This is a genomic window from Pseudonocardia nigra, from assembly GCF_019396355.1.
GTDB classification, from domain to species: Bacteria; Actinomycetota; Actinomycetes; order Mycobacteriales; family Pseudonocardiaceae; genus Pseudonocardia; species Pseudonocardia nigra.
This window is the reverse complement of the sequence record NZ_JAHKRK010000185.1, coordinates 1-16982: the sequence shown is the minus strand read 5'-3', so window position 1 is coordinate 16982 and position 16982 is coordinate 1. Positions and strand designations below refer to the sequence as shown.

Sequence of the window (16982 nt, the reverse complement as noted above, 5' to 3'; positions counted from 1 at the left end):
CAGATGGTCCCTGGCTGCGTTGTCGGCAGGCCCGGGTACGTCAAGTACGACGGCGCCTACCTCCGCCTTGCCAGGAACCATCTGGATCACGAAGCCCATCGCCCCTGATCCACGGGACACGGCCTAGTCTCCTCGCCCGTCCCCGGCTCGCCGGCCGACGGCTGGTCGGGGTCGGCCCAGCGCATCGCCGCGAAGTGGCCCAACCGCAGCCCACCGGGCCCGCCGATCGACCCGGCACCGAGCACCATCACCACCGCTGGGACCTTCCGGGTGCCGGGCTCGGATCGCCGCCCACGCCCCCTCCAGCGCGGCCACCATCGGCGCGCTGATCGGCCCACCCGCCCGACGCTCACCCGGCGTTGACACATCTGCGTCAACCCCGCCCGACGCCAGGACCGCGGCGCTCACCACGGTCGGGCCGGTCACTGGATCACCTCGACAGGCTCGACGTTGCACCCGGCCCGGTCGGTGCCGCACAGCGTCGACCCGTCCAGGTGCGCGAACCCCGGCACACCATCGACACCGGCACCGGCGGGCACCAGCTCGACGGCCCGCTCGCGGCAGCACGGACAGATCAGGTCGTCCGGGTCGACGTACCGCTCGACGGTCTCCGGCGTCGCGGTGCTGCTGGTCATGCTGGCCTCCCGGCTGTTGTGGGCCTGTCGGCCCGTCCCCTTGGGGTGGCGGGGCGCTGTTCCCCCGCCGCCGTAAGGCGGTCCACCGCGGCCGTGGAGGCTCGCGGTCAAGGGCGGCCGAAGGCCGTCGCGCAGCGACACGGAGCGCAGCGGAGTGCCCTTGACCGGGAGTTAGGCCGTGGTAAGCCAAGGGCCGACAGGCCCCCGCCGAAGGCGGTCCATCGGGGCTGTTTCCCGGCCCGCGCGGCCATGAGCGCAAACTCGCCACGCCGCGACCCGGCGGCCCGCCCGGACGGCGGACCCTGGCTCTACCTGCGGTGAACTTCCCGAGATTGTCGGGGGTCCGGTGCACACTCCGGGTATGGAGCAGACCGGGCACGTGGCGGGGTGGGTGGACCAGCTCGACGACATGGCGGTGCACGTCACCGACGCGATGCTGCGGGCGGGCGCGGGGGTACAAGCCCCGACGGTGCACGTGCTCGTCGACGACCTCGATCCCGCCTATGTGGGGAAGCTGGGGTGCCGGCCGATGCTGCGCGGCCGCGACGCGCACGCCGCGATCGCGGTGATGGGGCTGTTCGGGTCGATGCTCGGCGCGTCGCGGCTGGTGGTCACATACGAGCACGCGGATATGGCCCGCGCTTGGGAGGACCCAGCCGCCGACACCGCGCCGACCGGGGTCGTGGTCGTCGACGCCGCTCGCGACCCCGCGCAGGACGGGCACACGATCCGCTGGCACCCTGCCCTGTTCACCGAGGGGCCGGACGCTGCCGACGACGGGCCGGCGGTGCTGGCCCACTGGGGTCCGCCGGCTCAATACCGGGCCGGTCGGCTGCCGTCCGCGGTGGCGCGGCTGCTGTCGATCTGGCGCGAGCCGCGGTCGTGGGACGAGCGGGAGTTCCTGCGTGTCCTGGCCGGGTGGGAGCAGGGCGGCTACTCGCTGCGGTGGGTCCAGCGACCCGACGGGGAGCAGCGCCAGCCGGGATGGATGCGGTTGCTCGCCCCGATCATGTAGCGGGAACTCCTGGGCCGCGTATCGAGGCACCGGCCAGTCACCGGTAAGCCATCCGGTGGCGGACCTTCAGCGTGTTGGTGCTAACTATCGGTGCTGGAGGTGATACTGGACGTCGCGGGAGGTCGTGGTGACGATCCAGTTCAGCGGGGGGCCGTTCGTGGACCGGGTATCGGGACGTTTGCTGTGCTACGTCGCACCCAACAACGAGTCCGATCTCGCGGTGGCGGTGCGGGCTGCAGCGCTCACCGGCGGGCACGAAGCGTCCGGGCTGGTGGTGCGCGGCCCGCGCACCACCAAACTGCTCCGCAGCCTCGACCAGATGTCGGCGCCGGGCACGGCACGGCAGCCGGTCATCGTCGATCCGGGGAAGTGGACGAAGACGGTCGCCACCGCGAACGTGCCGCTCGACCTGGACGCTGATGAGGACGTGCTCATCCCGCTGACCCTGGAGCAGTGGGCGGCGTCGTGGTTCAGTGCCGGCGCGGACGCCGTGCTCACTCCGTCAGGGTTCGTGGAGTCCGGGGACTGGCCGGCGTTGAAGGCGGTCCTGGTCGCGGGCGCGCAGGTGCGTGATCCGCGGGTGGCGACGCTGATCGCGACCGACGCGGCGATGCTCGACCCGGCACGGCTGGCGACGTTCCTCGAGCACGTCGACGAACAGCGCGCCGGGCGGCCGCTGGCGTTCGTGTTCGCAGCCAAGTCGGTGCACCTGGCCCGAGCGCGGCGGATGTCCGGGCTACGGGAGCTTCTGGCTGCGTTCCCGGGCAGTCTGGTCGTGGGCGCGGAGGTACTGGCCGCCACGGATGTGCTGGTGCACGGCGGTACCGCGGCGATCGGGCTACTGGCCTCCCAACGCCAGCCACGGCCGCCCGGCAAGGGCGGCGGGCCGGGGTCGGCGGGGTTCATACCGGGGCTGTTCCTGCGTGAGCTGTGGGAGACCCGCAGCCCGTCGATCTATCGGGACTGGTACCGCAACCATTCGGCGCCGGTGTGCGCGGGGTGCGGAGGCCGCGCTGTGGACGAGTTCACCACGGACCCGGCGGACAAGGAGGCGGTCCTGCTCCACAACGTCCACGCCTGGCTCAAGGTGCTCGACGGGCTGCGCGGTGAGGACCTCGACCAGCATGGCTGGCTGGTCAGGGAGCGCTGGCACGCCCGCGGTGCGCACCGGAAACTGGGACCGCGCGGCGCCGGGGCGCCGGTCGATCCCCTGCTGGCCGCGTTGTGCGAGCTCGACGGGCCGCCGCCGCAGCACCAACCCGTACCTGCCTCCTGACCGAGCCCGAGCGCTGGATCAGCGCGGGCTGTTGGACGTCCGGCCGGCCATCTCGCCGGTCACGTCCTCGGTCACGTCCTCGGTCACGACGTCGGTCGCGCGGTCGGTCTCGGCGGTGTGGGCCAGCCATGCGGCGTAGGCGTACTCAGCGAACCGCCACCCGGCAGGCTTGACGTAGCGCTCGACCCACGGGGCCGGCGCCACGATCTCCTCGATCTCCCCGGCCCTGCCGCCGGGGTGGGTGATCCACAGCCCGGCGCCGTCGACGTCGGCCTCCCAGGCGATGTCCGCGACACGGCGAGGTGGGCGAGTCAGCAGTACTACGCGCGTGGCGAACGGTTCGAACGCGGCCGCGCGGCGCAGGGCGGGCCGCCAGGTCGCGCCCCGCACGACGACCAGCGGGACGGTGGCCGCCGGGGTGTAGAGGCGCCGGACCCGGCTACCACCGTCGAGCCAGTCGATACACCCCGCTGGGGCCTTGCCCAGCAGCCGCCGCACCACGTCCCCCAGATCAGCGACGGGGATCTCGGCGTGCAGCGGCAGGCACATCAACGCCTGGAGCACGCTGACGTCCGGGACCGCGCCCAGGCCAGCCGCGGCGCGGCGGGCGTGCTCGGCGGCGTTCACGGCGACGACCGCGTCCGCGCGGGCCCCGCTGACCCGCGCCGCGCCGGGCACCGCGACCGCGGCGACCTCGCGGCAGGTCAGCATCCTCGGGAGGCCACCGCTCATGACCCGAGTATCGCATTCTGCGCGTAGTTACGCAGGGAGCGACGTGCTCGTGCGCGCAGGTGTGCGATCCTGACCGGGTGCCCCCAAGCAGCGGCGACGACCTGCCGATGCCGCTGCGTGAGCTGGCACGCCGGGCTGGGATCGCGGAGGGATCGCTGCGCAGCTGGGCGAAACGCCAGGATCGGCCGTTGCGCACCCAACGCTACGGTGCGCGCTCGGTGACCTCGACGATCGCCGACCTGCGCGTATTCTGCGCAGCTCACCTCGACGAGCTTCCCGCCGCGAAGAGGGCGCTGGCCCACTTGGACAGCCCGACCGCAGCGCTGGACGCCGAATCGCTGCGCAAGGTCCTGGAGGCCGTGATCACCGCCGTCCGCGCCACTACGGCCGCACACGTAGAGCTGGCCGACAACACGGCGACCACATGCCGGGCTCACGCCACCGCGCTGACCAGCGCGCTCCGCGGCCTGGACGACGCCCTGACCCGCATTACCCCAGTCGCGCCCGAACCGCGCTGAGGGCGTGACCGGGCGCGGATGCGGGAGCGGCAGGTTCACCGGCCCAGCGCCTCGCCGTCGTCCTCTTCGCTACGCCCGGACGCGTGGCCGTCGTCGCGGCCGTCGCGGTCGTCGGCCCAGCGGATCAGGTCGTTGCGGCGCTCGTCCTCGGGATCGAATCCATCGAGCGGAGCGAGGTCGTCGACCGGTTCCGGATCGTCGTCCAGGGCGGCGGCCTCCGCGGCACGACGGGCCTCGATCTCGGCGACGCCGAGCCGGGCCCGGTCCACCGTCACGGCCGTCTCGTCCGGAAGCGGGACCCGGCGCCGCTGCTGCGGGTCGATCCATTCCCCGGCATCCGGCGTGGTGGCGTCGCGGATGTCGAGCACCCCGACCTCAGGCAACTCGACCTCCGGCACCTCAACCGTGGGCACGTCGACGTCCGGCACGTCGACGTCGTGGGCCGCCGGCGCCGTCCGGTCGTCGACAGCTCCGTCGTCGGCGGCTCCGTCGTCGGCGGCTCGGTCGTCGGCGGCTCGGTCGTCGGCGACCGGATCGTCGTCCGCCCGGCCCTGCTCGTCCACGGCGTCATCGTCGCGTTCTGGCAGGGCCGGCTCGCCGTCGGTGCGGCTGTGGTCGGTCACGCCCTGGTCGGTGTCGTTGTCGTGGGCTTGGTCAGCGTGGGTGAGGTCATCGGGGGCGAGGTCGTGTTCGGTGATGGGGCGGTCGGGGTCGGCGGCGAGCTTCGCGGCGTGGTCGGCGTCGAGCCATTCCTGGGCGGTGACCCGGTCGTCGGGGCTGTCGACGTCGATCCCGCGCCAGCTCAGCGCTTGGCGGGCACGTTCGGCGCGGTCGCGGGTCACGGCGGTTTCGATCAGCCACAGCGATCGGGCGTCGTCGGCGGCGGTGAGCGCGTCGACCTGCTCGGCGAGCTGGTCTGCCCGTTCCTGTGCGTTGTTGGCGGCGGCGCGCAGCTGGGCGGCTTCGTGCGGGTCGGCTTCGGCCGCGGCGCGGGCGGCCCAGATCGTGGCGTCGGCACGAGCCGTACGGAGGGCTTCGTGGGTGGCGTCGAGTTCGTCGGCGACGTAGCGGGGTGCCCACACCTCCTCGCGGCGGGCGGCGACGACCCGGGCGCGGAGCCGGCCCTCGCTCATCTGCTCCTCGTCCGCGCCGGCGTCGGGCAGGTCCAGCGCCTGGTGCGCGGCCCGGAACACCGCGTGCTTCTCGACCAGGCCGGCAGGGGGTGCGGCGCCGAGCGGGTCGGCGTGGTCGGTGTGGTCCACGAGTTCGCGGTAGGAGCCGGCCCACCCGGCGCGCCGCTCCCACTCCGCCCGCCCGGCCGGATCGCAGGCCGGGTCGGGGACGGGTCCGAGGGCTTCGCGGGTCCACTGCGGCGGGTCCGCGGCCAGCTGGGCGCCGAGCTCGGAGCGGCGGACGTCCGCCGCCGCCGCCAGCGCTGCCAGGCCGGCCGCGCTGGGGTGGTCAGTGTCGCGGCGGATGGCGTGCGGGATGAGGTCGGCGTAACCGTCGACCTGCGGTTCGAGCTTGCCGTCCAGAGCGGTGCGGATGCGGAAGTGCAGCACTTGCGCCACCGACGTCGCCCCGTCGAGCGGGGTGGCGGTGACGGCGTCGCGCAGCACCTGCTCGGGGTCGTGCCCGGCCAGCTCCGCTGTGCGGAGCAGCCCGTCGAGGGTGCCGCGGGCCTCGTCCGCGGCCAACGCGACCCGGTGGTGCTCGGGCAGGGTGCCCTCGGCGGCGAGCCGGTCCAACAAGGACCCGGTGCGGCCGGTGAGGTCCTCGCCGATCACGGCGATCATCGGGTCGACCTGCGTCATGGTCGACCGCGCCCTCTCCGCGGCGTGCTCGGCCTCGGTGAGCGCGGTCCGGTTCGGATCGACGTCGGCGGGTCGGATCGCGTCGCCGAGCACGGTCGCGGCGTCGCGCGCCGCGATCGAGTGTGTCTCGCCGGTGGCGGCCTCACCGGCAACGTTGCGGGTGATCACGAACGCGGTGTTTCCCTCCCTGCCGCGGGTCAGCTGCACGTACGCCGAGGCGGCATCGGCGCCGGCGCCGAGGACGGCGTGCCCGACATCGACGGTGCGCCCGTGAGCGGCGTGCACCGTCGAGGCGTAGGCGAGGGTGACGTGCTCGCGCACGTAAGCGGGCGGGAGCTGCATCGGGTCGCCGAGCTGCTCGGCACGCGACCCGTCCGCGGTCACCGGGTCGCGGCCGGTCACCGGGGCGACGGTCAGGCCGCCGTCCGGTCGGACGGCCATAACGCGGTAGGTGGTGCGGTTGACCGGCGCCTGGGTGTTGCCCTCCCAGCCCTTCAGGTGCCAGGCGTTGCGGCGGGCCTGGATCAGGTCCCCGACCCCGGCCGCGGTCCCGGCCCAGCCCGGCATGCCGAGCAGCACGCCGTCCTCCTGGACCTTTCCGAGCCGGACGAGTTCGGCGCGTAGCCCGGCGGAGACGCGGGCGGCGGCCTCGTTCGACCCGACCACCAGCAGGGCGTCACGGCCGTCGATGGTGTCGGCCAGCCACGCGCGTGCGGCGGCCTGTTCGGCCTGCTCCGGGGTGCCGGCGTCGACGATGCGCCCGTGCTTGGCGTACTCGCCGACGACGCCCGCGTCGCCGTCGCGCAGCCGCAGCGACGCGGGCCCTTCCCACTCGTTGCGGAAGCGGCGGACCTCGGCGAGTTCGTAGGTGATCCCCGCGGCGGCGACGTCGGCGAGCGACCCACCGGCGCCGACGGCGGCGAGCTGGCGGGAGTCCCCCACGAGCAGCAGCTTCGCCCCGACGGCGGCGGCGCGGCGGTGGATCGCGACCAGATCCGCGGTCGGGGCGGCGCCGGCCTCGTCGACCACCAGCAGGTCACCCGACCGGAGCCGGAACGCCTCGTCTCCGTCGGCCGGGTGCCCGGCGTCGAGCCGGGCCTGCCCGTCGAGCCAGCGGCGGATGTTTCGCGCGGTCACGCCCTCCTCGGTGAGCACGTCGGCCTGGCGCTGGCCGTAGGCCAGCCCGAACACCCGCGGCCCCTCCGCGCCTCCCCGCGCACCGCCGTCGGGCTCCGGCGACCCGTCCGGGCCGCCGACCGGCCGGCCGGTGGTCGGCCAGGTCTCCGCGAGCGCGCCCACAAGGAACGACTTCCCGGTACCGGCCGGGGCGGCGAGGACCTCGACCGCCGCGCCGGAGGTGAGGATCCCGGTTAGTGCGGTCGCCTGGTCCTCGCCGAGAGCGCGGCCGGAGTGGGCGAACCGGTCGACCACCTCGGCGGCCTGCTCGCTGGTCCACGCCGGCGCGCCGCGCCGGACCGCGGCGGCGCGGAGCTCCGCCTCGCCGAGCAGCTGGGCGTCCGTGGCGAACCGCTCGCTGCCGGGCCGGACGAACGTCGACGACCCGTCGGCCCGGTAGAACCGCGCCTCCAAACCGGCCGGGCCCTCGTGCGGGTTGAGATGCCGGGCCAGGGTCAGGGCCTTCTCGGCGAGCCCGTCGAGCAGGACGGGCACCTGGTCGTGGCGGATGCCCAGCTGCCCGGGCAGCGCCTGGGAAATCGCGAACATCAGGTCGGCGCGGGTCCAGGACTGCTTGGCCTCCTCCACCGCCGCCAGGGCGCGGGCGATCACGTCCCGCTCCGACCACGCATCCGCCTCCCCGCCGCCCTGGGCGAGGACGCGGCGGGCGACGTCGCCGAGGTGCACGCCCAGCTGCTGGGCGTGTTCGTCGGCCCAGCGGGCAATCTGCCCCTCCCGCGTCTCGCCGCCGAACACCTTCCCCGCACGGGTGGACTGGAACGCCTCGTCATGCAGGCGGCTGCGTTCGCTCGCGACCGGATCGCGCCCGACCTCGCGGCGGAACTGCGCGAGCAGCTGCTCCATGCGCGGCGTGATGGCCTTGGAGCGCTTGGAGAACATCCCCGTCGAGTCGGCGTCCACGCCGGCCACCTCCCGGGCCCCGTCCGGGCGGGTCACCCACCGGGCGCCGAGCGTCTCGGTCAGGTGCGCCTCGGCGACCCGCTCACCGACCGCAGCGGCGGCCCACCGCCACTGCTTGAGCAGGTTCGAGTCGACCGCCAACCACTTCCCGTCCGCGCACGGCACCTTGTTCGCCACTGCCCCGTGCACGTGCAGGTGCGGGTCGTGGTCGCGGCTGTCGTGCTGCAGGAACTGCGCGGCCACGAACCGGTGGGCGTCCACCCACTCCCCCGCGCCGCCGCCGTGATGCCCACGGCGGGCGTACCCGGCCTTCTCCGCCAGGAAGTCCAGCGCCGCCCGGTGCCCCACCATCAGCGCTTCCTCGACTGCGGCCGCTGCGGCCCTCCACTCGCCCGCCTCGTCCTCGGCGCCGTCGGCGTGCGCGTCGCTGGCGGCGCGCTCGCACCCGACCCACAGCACCGTCATCGACTTCGGCGCCGACAGGGTGATGTCGTAGAACGCCACCGACTGCCGCGCCGATCCCGCCGCCTGCGCGCGCAGCTCCGCCCGCTTCTCCGGCCCCGCCTGCGGGTGCGCCTCCAACAGCCCGGCGTAGATCTCCTCCGCCTTGCGGTAGTTCCGCGGCGCGTTGCCCAGCCGGGCCGCCTTCCCCCACGTCTCCCGGCGCGCCGTGTTCGGGTCGCGGGGGTCCAGGCCGTGGGTGTAGAGCGCCTTCATGACCTCGGCGTCGACCTCGCCGGTCAGCCCGAGCAGCTCCGCCCCGGCGCCGTGCCAGCGCCCCGGCGGCTCCCCCGCTGCAACCGCACCCGTGTAATAGCCCTCCCTCCCTTTCGCCACGGCATCAGTCAGATAATCGGTGTCATAGCTCGAACGAATCGTGAGCACAACCATTCTCCCTGCTCTGCCGAAACGTATTAAACAATCGTCATTTAGTTGATCTTGTGCGCCGTTTCCTGCATATCTGGCGGGCGTCGACACGCCGTCTCAGCCGGGCTCCAGCCGGCCCGCTCGCCGTCGGCGGCGCACCGGCTGCGCGGGCCCGGCACGGCCCGCGCAGCCACCATCGGATCGTGATGCAATGGTCCGCTTGGCGGTTGGGTGTTGCTTGTGTCCTTCGTCTGTGGCTCGTGTCGTGCTCGGTGTCTGGCTGTCGTGGGTCTGACTGGTCTGGCTGGTCCGGCTGGTCGGGCTGTTGATGTCTCTGGTGATGAGCTGAAATGAGTTGTCGTGTGGGTCGATGAAAAGATCCTGATGTCGGGACTGCTGGCGTACTGGTGGTGTGTCAGGCGCAGTTCGGGATGCCTGTGACCGGTCAGAATGCGCGGGAATTGTTGGGACGAGCTGGTCGGATGACTACCTCGCGCGCTCGCAGGGCGCGCAACACGGCGTCCGGGCTGACCCGGAGCAGAGCCGCGATGCCGGCCGCGCTGGCCCCGGCCGCGTAGAGCCGCACCGCACGGTCGACGTCCAGCGCGGGTGCGCCGCGTCGGGCCTCGGGGACGGGCGCGGCACGGTCCAGCACCGCGCGGCGGTGGCAGAACCGGCATAAGGGCCGGTAACGGGCCGGGTCGAGGCTGTAGCGACGCCCCCGGCCGGGCTCGGTGCGTTCGTCCGGGTCGGTGCCGTCGTAGGCCCAGACCGCCGCCAGGCCTGCGCAGTCGGCGCACCGCTGCGCGTCTGGTGCACCGCGGGACGCCCGGAGCTGCGTGAGGGCGGCACGGTAACTCGTGCCGGTGTCCGCGATCGGCACCGCGGCCAGCGGTTCCCCGTGGCGCTGCCAGCGCCGGTAGTGGGTCCGGCAGTACCCGTGGGCCTTGTGGTCGCGCCCACAGCCGGGCACGGTGCAGCGCCGGGCGCCCCCCGCCCGTGCCTGCTCAGGCTGGATCACCGGGCCCTCCGGTGCATGGCCTGGGCGTAGTCGCCGGCCTCGGCGAGCTGGGCTGCGGTGGGCTCGGATCGGGTACTGGTCGCGGCCCACTCGACGGCGATCCGGGCGGCGTGCGCGACAAGCGGCGCCACCGCGGGGGCGTGACCGTGCTGGCGGCCGGGGGCGTGCAACGACAGGTCGCACTTGCCCAGCGCATCACGGACTCGACGGACGACGTTCGGGCGCTGGCGGTCGTGCCAGTCCCCCACCCGCAGCCACGACCCGGTGTCGGGGCCGTAGGCCTCGGCGTGAGCGCGGCGCAACCACCACAGCTCCTCGATCACGTGCGGGTGCCACAACCAGCACGCGCCCAACTCGCTGCCCGGGTAGCGCAGGTACACCCGGTCCAGCCACTCGACCAGGTCGGCCAGATCGGCGACCGCGAGTTCCGGGTCGGAGGCCAGAAGCCACGACCGAACCGGGGGCGGCCCCGCCTCTCCCTCGCCCGCGCCGCCCGGCGGGTTGACGGGCTCGCCCGCGGCCGGGTCATCGCCCGGTGCGGCGGGCACCGGGATCAGCGGTGGGGTGGTGACGAGCGCGACCAGGCGGGCGACGTCCTCACCGAGACGGCGCACCTGATCGTTGAGTTCGGTGGTCTTGCGCGCATTGCGGTCCACCGCCCGGGCAATCGCGCGGGCCTGGTCGTCCGGCCCGCGCCCTCGGCCTGCAGCCGAGCCGGCCGACGCGCCGTTGGCGTCATCACGCACGCTGCCGGCGCCCTCGCTCGCACCGGTCGGGCTGTCGTTCGTGGTCGGGTCCATGCCGGATCACCGCTCCCCGCCGTCGGAGGTGTCCCCGCCGATCCCGGCTCCGCCCAGAACCCGGACGGGGTCATCCGTGCCGCGCTCGGCGCGTTCGACGGTCTGGTCGTCGGCGTGCCAGCGGATGAGCTGCTCGCGGCGCTCCGCGTCCACGTCCGCCGCCGGTGGGGCCGGCCGCTCGTGCCCCTGCGGGGCGACCTCACCCGGGGTGACCGGCTGGTCCTCGGGCGCGGTGCGCGGCACGGGCACCGCGGCGCCGGGCGCCACATCGCGCCGGGTCTGGTGGGCGCGGGCGATGGCTTCGACGTCGTGGGAGTCCATGCCCCACTGGTGCACCGAGGTCCCGACCTCGCGGGAGGTGTCGTCCAGGTAGCGGGCGATCGCAGCCTGGGATTGTTCAGGGGTGAACCCACGCTCGGTCAAGCAGTCGGCGACCTCGCTGCGGGTGAGGGCCACCTCATGCGGTCCAACCGGGGCCCACCACTTCACCACGTCCGGGGCGTCCCGCTCCGCGGCCCAGTCCTGGCCGGTGGGACGATCGGTCGCTCCACCCGGATCACGGCCCCACCACGCCGCGCGCAGCGCCGCGTCAGCCCGCTCGGCCTGCTCGTTCAGCTCAAGGAAACGCTCGTCTTCCACGAACGACTCGCCGGCCGCCCGGCGGTAGTCCGCCTCCTTGGCCATCGCCGCATCGACGTCCCAGACTGCGCGGCGCGCGTCCTGAACCCGCCCGATGTAGCCGCTCACGGCGCCCCGTCGAGCTGGCACCTCGCCGGCTGCGTAGGTCGCGGCCGGGTCGTTGAGGTCTGCCACCGCGTGCGGCACAGCAGCCTCTGATGCCTGATCAGGTGCGACACCCGCGGCACCACCGGTGGCGAGCGGCCCGGTCGGACCGACCGGATCCGGCCGGACCCCACCTCCGCCCGGCCCGCCGTCCCCGTCCCAGTCGTCGCGCGAGAGGGCGTTGCTCGCGGCCTCGATCTCGGCGTGCTCCTCGACGTCGATCAGTCCACCGGCGACCGCGTTGGCGGTGGGCAGGCGGGAGTCCGGGACCGGCCACGGGTTGTGCTCCTCGCGGGCCCGGTCGGCCCACACAACCGCCGCGCGCTCGATCTGAGCGACGCGATCCGGGTCCTGGTCGCGGTCCAACGTCGCCGCCCGCCGCTCGTCCTCCACGGCATATCCGGCGGCACGGGCGCGGGCGTCGGCGATCGTCTCCCCGCGGTAGTGATCCACCCACTCGTAGCCGCGGGCGATCTCGGCCAGGTCGTACGGGTCGACTCGCCAGCCGCCCTCGGGCTCGCCGTAGCGGACGGTGTTCGCGGCCAAGTACTGACCGACCATCAGCTCCGCGTCCAAGCGGTCGAACCCGACCGCGGCGACCCGCTCCACTGCCTGCTCAGCGGTGAGCGACTCGTAGCGGGCAACGCTGGGGTCGGCGTCGAAACGGGGCACGAATCCGCCCTCGCCGGAGCCGGCGGTGACGCGGTCAGGGCGCGTGTCTTCGGTGCTCATGACGGTGCTCCTGTGGTGTCGGAGGCGCGGCCAGCCTCTGCGGCGGCGCGGGAAAGAAGCTGGTTCGTGCGCTTGCTGGGCGCGGGGAGGGCCGGGGACAGGTCACCCGGCCCCACCCGCTGGTCAGGGGCCCCGGTGGCGTCGGCGAGCCGGCGCCGGATCCGGGCCTCGCGCCGCAGCACCCACACCGCGCCCGCGACCAGCGGGGCGCAGATCAGCGCAGTGACAACGGCGTGCTCGACAGCCGGCCAGATCGCCGACACCGCGCCCGCGCCGCAGACCACTAGGACGACGGTCATCAGCCGCGGGTAGTCCGGGCTGTGCGTGGGTCCCCACCGGGTCATCGCGCACCCCCGTTCCGCTCGTGCTGCTGGTCTTGTGCGTGCCGGTGGTGGCTGGGGGATGGCGTCCACGGCGACGGGAACGCCAGCACCTCGGCGCCCTCCCCCGCTGCGGGCAGCCCGACGTCGTCCAGCCCGACCTCGTCGACCACGGCTGCGTCCGCCGCCGATCGCACGGCGGGGACGGCGTAGGGCCCGACCTTGGCCGGACCGCCGCGTCCGGTGACCCGCAGCCGCACCGCGGACAGCCGCGCCCTGAACCAGCCGACGGCCGCGGTCGTCCGCCCCGTGACCCACGCGCGGGCCGGTCGGGTGCTGCGGGCGACCCAGCCGGCCGCGCGGCTACGGCGGGCAGCGAGCCAGGCCCGTGCTCGGACAGTGAGCGCGTTGGGGTGGTGGACGGCGTGCACATCCGCGCGGCGCCACGCCTGCTCGGCCCGCCCGACGACCGGGGGCATGTCGCGGGTGAACAACACGACCCGCCCGGCCGGCAGATTCGCCAGCTGCGCAGGGGCGAGCACCGGCACCCGCCGCACCGACCGGGACGCGACCCGACCGTGCATGTCGGTGGTGGTGATCGGCTCGTCGCGCTCCCCGGCCAGGATCGACCAGTAAGTGAGGTCGTCCCGGTCGGCGGTGCCACCGAACAGCAGCCGGCCACCGGAGTTGTTCAAGATCACCGCAGCCTTCGCCGGGCCGTAGCAGTCCACCAACTGCGCGCGGGACTGGAACAGCGCCACGATCGACACACCGCGACCGCCCATGTCCGCGGTCCACCGGTCCAGCGGGACCGGACAGATCAGCGCGGCCTCGTCCAGCCGCAACGACAACGGCGGGTCGAGCCGACCACTCGGTGCATGAGCGGCCAGGCGGCGGGCCTCGCGGGCGATGTACCCGGTCAGCGCGCACACGAGCGGCGCGACCTGCGCCTCCTCCCCGCCGAGCATGAACACCGTGGCCCGCGCCGCGAGCAGTGCGGCGACGTCGAACGGGCGCCCACCCTGCGACAGCGGCCGGGCGGCCTCCTGAGCTGGGCCGTGGGTCAGCCACCCGAGCGCGGGAGCGATCGTGGAGGTGATCGACGTTCGGGTGCGGTCGTTGGTACCGATGAACTGGGTGATCGCCGCGACGAACGCCGGTTCGCTGCTACGCGTCCGGAGCAGGTTGAGGATCTCGCCCTCTGACCCGTCCAGATCCGCCAACCAGGACTGGACCTCGGCGATCGTCAGGTTGCCGAGCGCGGCGGCGTGTAGCAGTGCGGCCAGGTTGCGGCGACCCTGGTCCTCCCAGAACTCCCGGTCCCCACCTCCACCGCCGTGGCTGATCGCGGCGAGCATGTCCGCGGCTCGCTCGTTGGCCGTCACCGCGTCCGTGCAGCCGGTGAGGGGGTCGAACGTGATCGTCGACTCCCGGCCGCCGAGTCCGACCGGGTTGAACACGAACACCGGGCCCACCCGCTCCCGTAGCGGCGCGGTCTGGTCCAGCAGATCGGTCCGCGTCGAGGTCACCAGCACTGCGCCCGGGGCGTCCAAGACGCGGCCGGCCAGCCACTGCGTCTTGCCCGTCCGCGGACCGCCGAACACGAGCACGACGTCCTCAATCGGCGCCCACACCCGGACCGCCGCGACCCGGCACAGCTCGACGGCCACCATCTCGACCGGCAGCCGCAGCAGCTGCCCAAGCCGGGCCCGGCGCGACCCCGCGCGCAGGGAGGGGCGGAGTGTGCCGGCGCGGCGACGCATCGCCACTCCGGACCGAGTCCGGGCGATGTCGGTCGTCGAGGCCACCCCGGCCTTGCGGCGCGCGGATGCGCCCCACCGGGTAACCGTGGCCATCGTCCGCCCGAACCGCAGCCACACCACCACCACGACCGCGGCGGCGAGCAGCCCGAGCAGGAACGGGTGCGAGGTACGCACGATCGCCCACGCCGGGAAAATCGCCGCCAACCCGGCGCCGAGCGCGACCGCGCGCGCCCCACGCCGCCAGCCGATCACCGCCACGGCGAGCAGCACCGCCACGACCACCACCAGCGAGATGTTCACGACGTCGCCCCTCCCGTCCCGTAGCTCGCCCCGTTGAGTCCGGCGCCGTTGATCGCGTGCACCCGCTCCGAGCCCAGGTCCTGCTCCGTGTCGGGGCCGCCCGCACTCCGGGCCGTGTCGGCCGGGTCGTGCGCGGTGCGGGTGCGGTCGAGCAGCCGGCGGGCCTCGTACTCGCTGATCTCCAGCTCCCGGGCCAACCGGCGCCGTCCCGCGCCCTCGGCGATCAGCACCGTCGCCCGCTGCTCCGCCGTCGGTACCACGGTCGGCTGCGTCGCTGGAGCCCTCCCCCACAGCCGCGACAGGCCACGCTCATCGAGCAGCTCCGCGTCGTCCGAGTTTCCGAGCTCGTCGAGCGGGGCGGCCTCGACAGCCGACACGTCGGCGCGCCCCACCAGGACCGCCAGGTGCACCACCGCACCGAGCACCGCCGGCGCGACCGCGGAGACGACCACCACCACCCACCACGCCGGCGCGATCCCGAACGCCGCCAGGCCGTGCCCGAGCGCGTTCGCCGCCACCGACAACCCGAGCAGCGCCAGCGCCAGCGCCCGGGCGAACCGGCGCGCAGACTCCGCCGACCAGCCGCCCAGCCACACCAGCGACCCCGCCGCAGCCCCGGCGTCGACCACCACCGGCAGCAGCCACGCCAGCCACGGGGCGAACCCGCACACCAGCGCGAGATCGCGCAGTGCAGCGAACGACAGCACCGCCGCCGACGACGCGACCACGAGCAACAGCCCGTACAGCACGGTCCGGGCGCTCATCGTGCACCGCCCGGACCGGACGTGGCGCCGGGTTCCCCGGCGTCGCGGACACCGATGTGCCCGATCGCCGACCAGAACCGGTTCGCGTGCCGTCCCGCGCCGTACAGCGCCCGCGCCAGCGCCTCCGACTCATCTGCGGCATCCGCCAACCGCTCGAACGGGTCCACCGTGCCGCTGTCGTCATAGACCGACTGCTCGGCGTACCGGTCGACCTGCCGCGTCAACACCCGCGCCAGTGCCTCGAGCGATGCCAGCGTGTCGACCACCTCACCGGCCAGCGCGTAGAAGTCCGCGTGATCGGGGGTTGCCGTCCGCTGGGCGTGCACCACGGCCCGCCACGTTCGCGCGCCCCTGTCTGCCTGCCGTACCGCCTCGGGACGGTCGTCCCGCTCGTGCTTCCTGCCCGTGCTCATCTACCCTCGGTGTCCTTCCGCTCGTGTCCCTGCCAGGGGGTTTGCGTGGGAGATCCGGAGGGGCGCCCGGTTGCCGCCAGGCGCCCCTCCACCCGCACCCGCCGCAGGCGCGCCGGGCGTGCTCGGGTCAGTCGTTCCTGTGCCGGTGGTGCGGACCGCGCGAACCCAGCGGGCCGCCGTGCGCTCGGTGACCAGAAACCGCGCCGCCACCTCCCGCACCGAGAGTCCGGCCGCGATCGCCGCCCGGCCCGCAGCCGCCACCTCGTCGCGAGACCCGCCCACCGGGCGCTGCGACAATCGGCCGCGAGGCCGGCGGGCACCGCGCCGCCCGGCCTTCAACACCCGGCGCTCGTGCTCGGTCATCCCGCCGGCGATGCCCTCCGGCAGCGCCGCCAGCGCCCACGACAGGCACTCGGCCCGGACCGGGCACCCGGCGCACACCGCCTTGGCGATCGACACCTGCACCTCGAACTCCGGGCCCTGCACTGCGGCCGGAAAGAACACCTTTTTCTGGACTATCGGCGTGCATGGGTGTCCTGTGTTCGGAATTCTCATGGTTAGTTCCTTGGTGTGAGGTGTGGGAGGCCGAGGTTCGTCGGCGTGTTCCGGGCCTGGCGGTCGAGAGCGACGAGTTTGCTTTCCGCGGCCTGCAGACTGATGCGTAGTCCTTCGATCTCGCCGTGCCAGCCGTTGTGGCGGGCTTCGCTGATGCGTTCCCTAAGGCTGCTGGCGATCTCAGCGAGTCGGTTCCGTTGGCGGGGGTCGACGCGGAGCATCGGGCAGCGGACGCAGGCGTGTTCGCGCTGGCAGGGAGCACTGTAGGGGCGTGCGCAGGTGCCGAGTTCGAGCTTGCGCAGGGCGAAGTGCTGCTGGAACTCGCGCCATTCGTCGTCGGTGGGTTCCCGGTATTCCGCGGCGGGCCGGATCGAGCGGCGTTCGGCCAGATGCGAGCGGTAGGTCCGGATCAACTCGTCCTGGAACACGGCGACATAGGATTCGCTGCTAGTGATGCGCTTGTGTCCGAGCAGGGCAGCGGTGATGTGAACGGGAAGCCCGCCGGTGACGGCCTCGGTGGCGAAGATCCGGCGGAAGTCGTGCGGTGTGAAATGCATCGGGTCGCCGGCGGCGTCGC

15 protein-coding genes are annotated in these 16982 nt (G+C 73.8%); 3 read left to right on the top strand and 12 right to left on the bottom strand.

All coding sequences use genetic code 11. The features are described 5' to 3' along the window. Positions 1–422 precede the first annotated feature (422 nt). Positions 423–635: a hypothetical protein gene (locus KME75_RS31565; protein ID WP_219418592.1), complete on the bottom strand. Its 213-nt coding sequence runs from the start codon at positions 633–635 to the stop codon at positions 423–425. A 361-nt stretch (positions 636–996) separates the two neighbouring features. Here KME75_RS31565 and KME75_RS31560 point away from each other — a divergent pair, with 361 nt between their 5' ends. Further along, positions 997–1650: a hypothetical protein gene (locus KME75_RS31560; RefSeq protein ID WP_219418591.1), complete on the top strand. Its 654-nt coding sequence runs from the start codon at positions 997–999 to the stop codon at positions 1648–1650. Between the two features lie 127 nt (positions 1651–1777). Beyond that, complete coding sequence (locus KME75_RS31555; protein WP_219418590.1) at positions 1778–2926, top strand: hypothetical protein; 1149 nt, start codon at positions 1778–1780, stop codon at positions 2924–2926. A gap of 18 nt (positions 2927–2944) precedes the next feature. On the opposite strand, the gene KME75_RS31550 is transcribed toward KME75_RS31555, so the two are convergent. Beyond that, positions 2945–3658 carry a hypothetical protein gene (locus tag KME75_RS31550; protein WP_219418589.1) on the bottom strand — a complete coding sequence of 238 codons (714 nt, stop codon included), beginning with the start codon at positions 3656–3658 and terminating at the stop codon, positions 2945–2947. Between the two features lie 107 nt (positions 3659–3765). On the opposite strand from KME75_RS31550, the gene KME75_RS31545 reads away from it, so the two are divergent. Beyond that, positions 3766–4176 carry a hypothetical protein gene (locus tag KME75_RS31545; RefSeq protein ID WP_219418588.1) on the top strand — a complete coding sequence of 137 codons (411 nt, stop codon included), beginning with the start codon at positions 3766–3768 and terminating at the stop codon, positions 4174–4176. Positions 4177–4211: 35 nt separating this feature from the next. On the opposite strand, the gene mobF is transcribed toward KME75_RS31545, so the two are convergent. The 10 genes from mobF to KME75_RS31495 all read right to left on the bottom strand — a co-directional run. After that, the gene (gene mobF, locus KME75_RS31540; RefSeq protein ID WP_246633220.1) at positions 4212–8978 is read right to left on the bottom strand and encodes a MobF family relaxase; all 4767 of its coding nucleotides are present in this window, start codon (positions 8976–8978) and stop codon (positions 4212–4214) included. A 421-nt stretch (positions 8979–9399) separates the two neighbouring features. Next, positions 9400–9975 (bottom strand): hypothetical protein, encoded by a 576-nt coding sequence (locus tag KME75_RS31535; RefSeq protein ID WP_219418586.1) that lies wholly within the window; start codon positions 9973–9975, stop codon positions 9400–9402. Then, on the bottom strand, positions 9972–10775 hold the full coding sequence (locus KME75_RS31530; RefSeq protein WP_219418585.1) for a hypothetical protein: 804 nt from the start codon (positions 10773–10775) through the stop codon (positions 9972–9974). The genes KME75_RS31535 and KME75_RS31530 overlap by 4 nt, the downstream gene beginning before the upstream one ends. A gap of 6 nt (positions 10776–10781) precedes the next feature. Then, complete coding sequence (locus KME75_RS31525; protein ID WP_219418584.1) at positions 10782–12290, bottom strand: hypothetical protein; 1509 nt, start codon at positions 12288–12290, stop codon at positions 10782–10784. Then, complete coding sequence (locus KME75_RS31520) at positions 12287–12589, bottom strand: hypothetical protein (RefSeq protein ID WP_219418583.1); 303 nt, start codon at positions 12587–12589, stop codon at positions 12287–12289. Before KME75_RS31520 ends, KME75_RS31525 begins: the two co-directional genes overlap by 4 nt. Positions 12590–12630: 41 nt before the next feature. Further along, positions 12631–14673: a type IV secretory system conjugative DNA transfer family protein gene (locus KME75_RS31515; RefSeq protein WP_219418582.1), complete on the bottom strand. Its 2043-nt coding sequence runs from the start codon at positions 14671–14673 to the stop codon at positions 12631–12633. Then, a complete protein-coding gene (locus KME75_RS31510; RefSeq protein WP_219418581.1) occupies positions 14670–15437 on the bottom strand; it encodes a DUF2637 domain-containing protein in 768 nt (255 codons plus the stop codon). Before KME75_RS31510 ends, KME75_RS31515 begins: the two co-directional genes overlap by 4 nt. Then, positions 15434–15850 (bottom strand): hypothetical protein, encoded by a 417-nt coding sequence (locus KME75_RS31505; protein ID WP_219418580.1) that lies wholly within the window; start codon positions 15848–15850, stop codon positions 15434–15436. Before KME75_RS31505 ends, KME75_RS31510 begins: the two co-directional genes overlap by 4 nt. Further along, positions 15851–16354 carry a WhiB family transcriptional regulator gene (locus tag KME75_RS47060; protein ID WP_372452717.1) on the bottom strand — a complete coding sequence of 168 codons (504 nt, stop codon included), beginning with the start codon at positions 16352–16354 and terminating at the stop codon, positions 15851–15853. It abuts the gene before it with no gap. Positions 16355–16407: 53 nt separating this feature from the next. Next, positions 16408–16982 (bottom strand): tyrosine-type recombinase/integrase (locus KME75_RS31495; protein ID WP_219418578.1); only part of this gene is annotated, 575 nt, incomplete at its 5' end.

Bases quoted from the DNA above. Each gene is read 5' to 3' on its own strand.
- KME75_RS31565 (WP_219418592.1), bottom strand. From the start codon at position 635: ATGACCAGCAGCACCGCGACGCCGGAGACCGTCGAGCGGTACGTCGAC.
- KME75_RS31545 (WP_219418588.1), top strand. From the start codon at position 3,766: ATGCCGCTGCGTGAGCTGGCACGCCGGGCTGGGATCGCGGAGGGATCG.
- mobF (WP_246633220.1), bottom strand. From the start codon at position 8,978: ATGGTTGTGCTCACGATTCGTTCGAGCTATGACACCGATTATCTGACT.
- KME75_RS31505 (WP_219418580.1), bottom strand. From the start codon at position 15,850: ATGAGCACGGGCAGGAAGCACGAGCGGGACGACCGTCCCGAGGCGGTA.
- KME75_RS31510 (WP_219418581.1), bottom strand. From the start codon at position 15,437: ATGAGCGCCCGGACCGTGCTGTACGGGCTGTTGCTCGTGGTCGCGTCG.
- KME75_RS31550 (WP_219418589.1), bottom strand. From the start codon at position 3,658: ATGAGCGGTGGCCTCCCGAGGATGCTGACCTGCCGCGAGGTCGCCGCG.
- KME75_RS31525 (WP_219418584.1), bottom strand. From the start codon at position 12,290: ATGAGCACCGAAGACACGCGCCCTGACCGCGTCACCGCCGGCTCCGGC.
- KME75_RS31530 (WP_219418585.1), bottom strand. From the start codon at position 10,775: ATGGACCCGACCACGAACGACAGCCCGACCGGTGCGAGCGAGGGCGCC.
- KME75_RS31560 (WP_219418591.1), top strand. From the start codon at position 997: ATGGAGCAGACCGGGCACGTGGCGGGGTGGGTGGACCAGCTCGACGAC.
- KME75_RS31520 (WP_219418583.1), bottom strand. From the start codon at position 12,589: ATGACCGTCGTCCTAGTGGTCTGCGGCGCGGGCGCGGTGTCGGCGATC.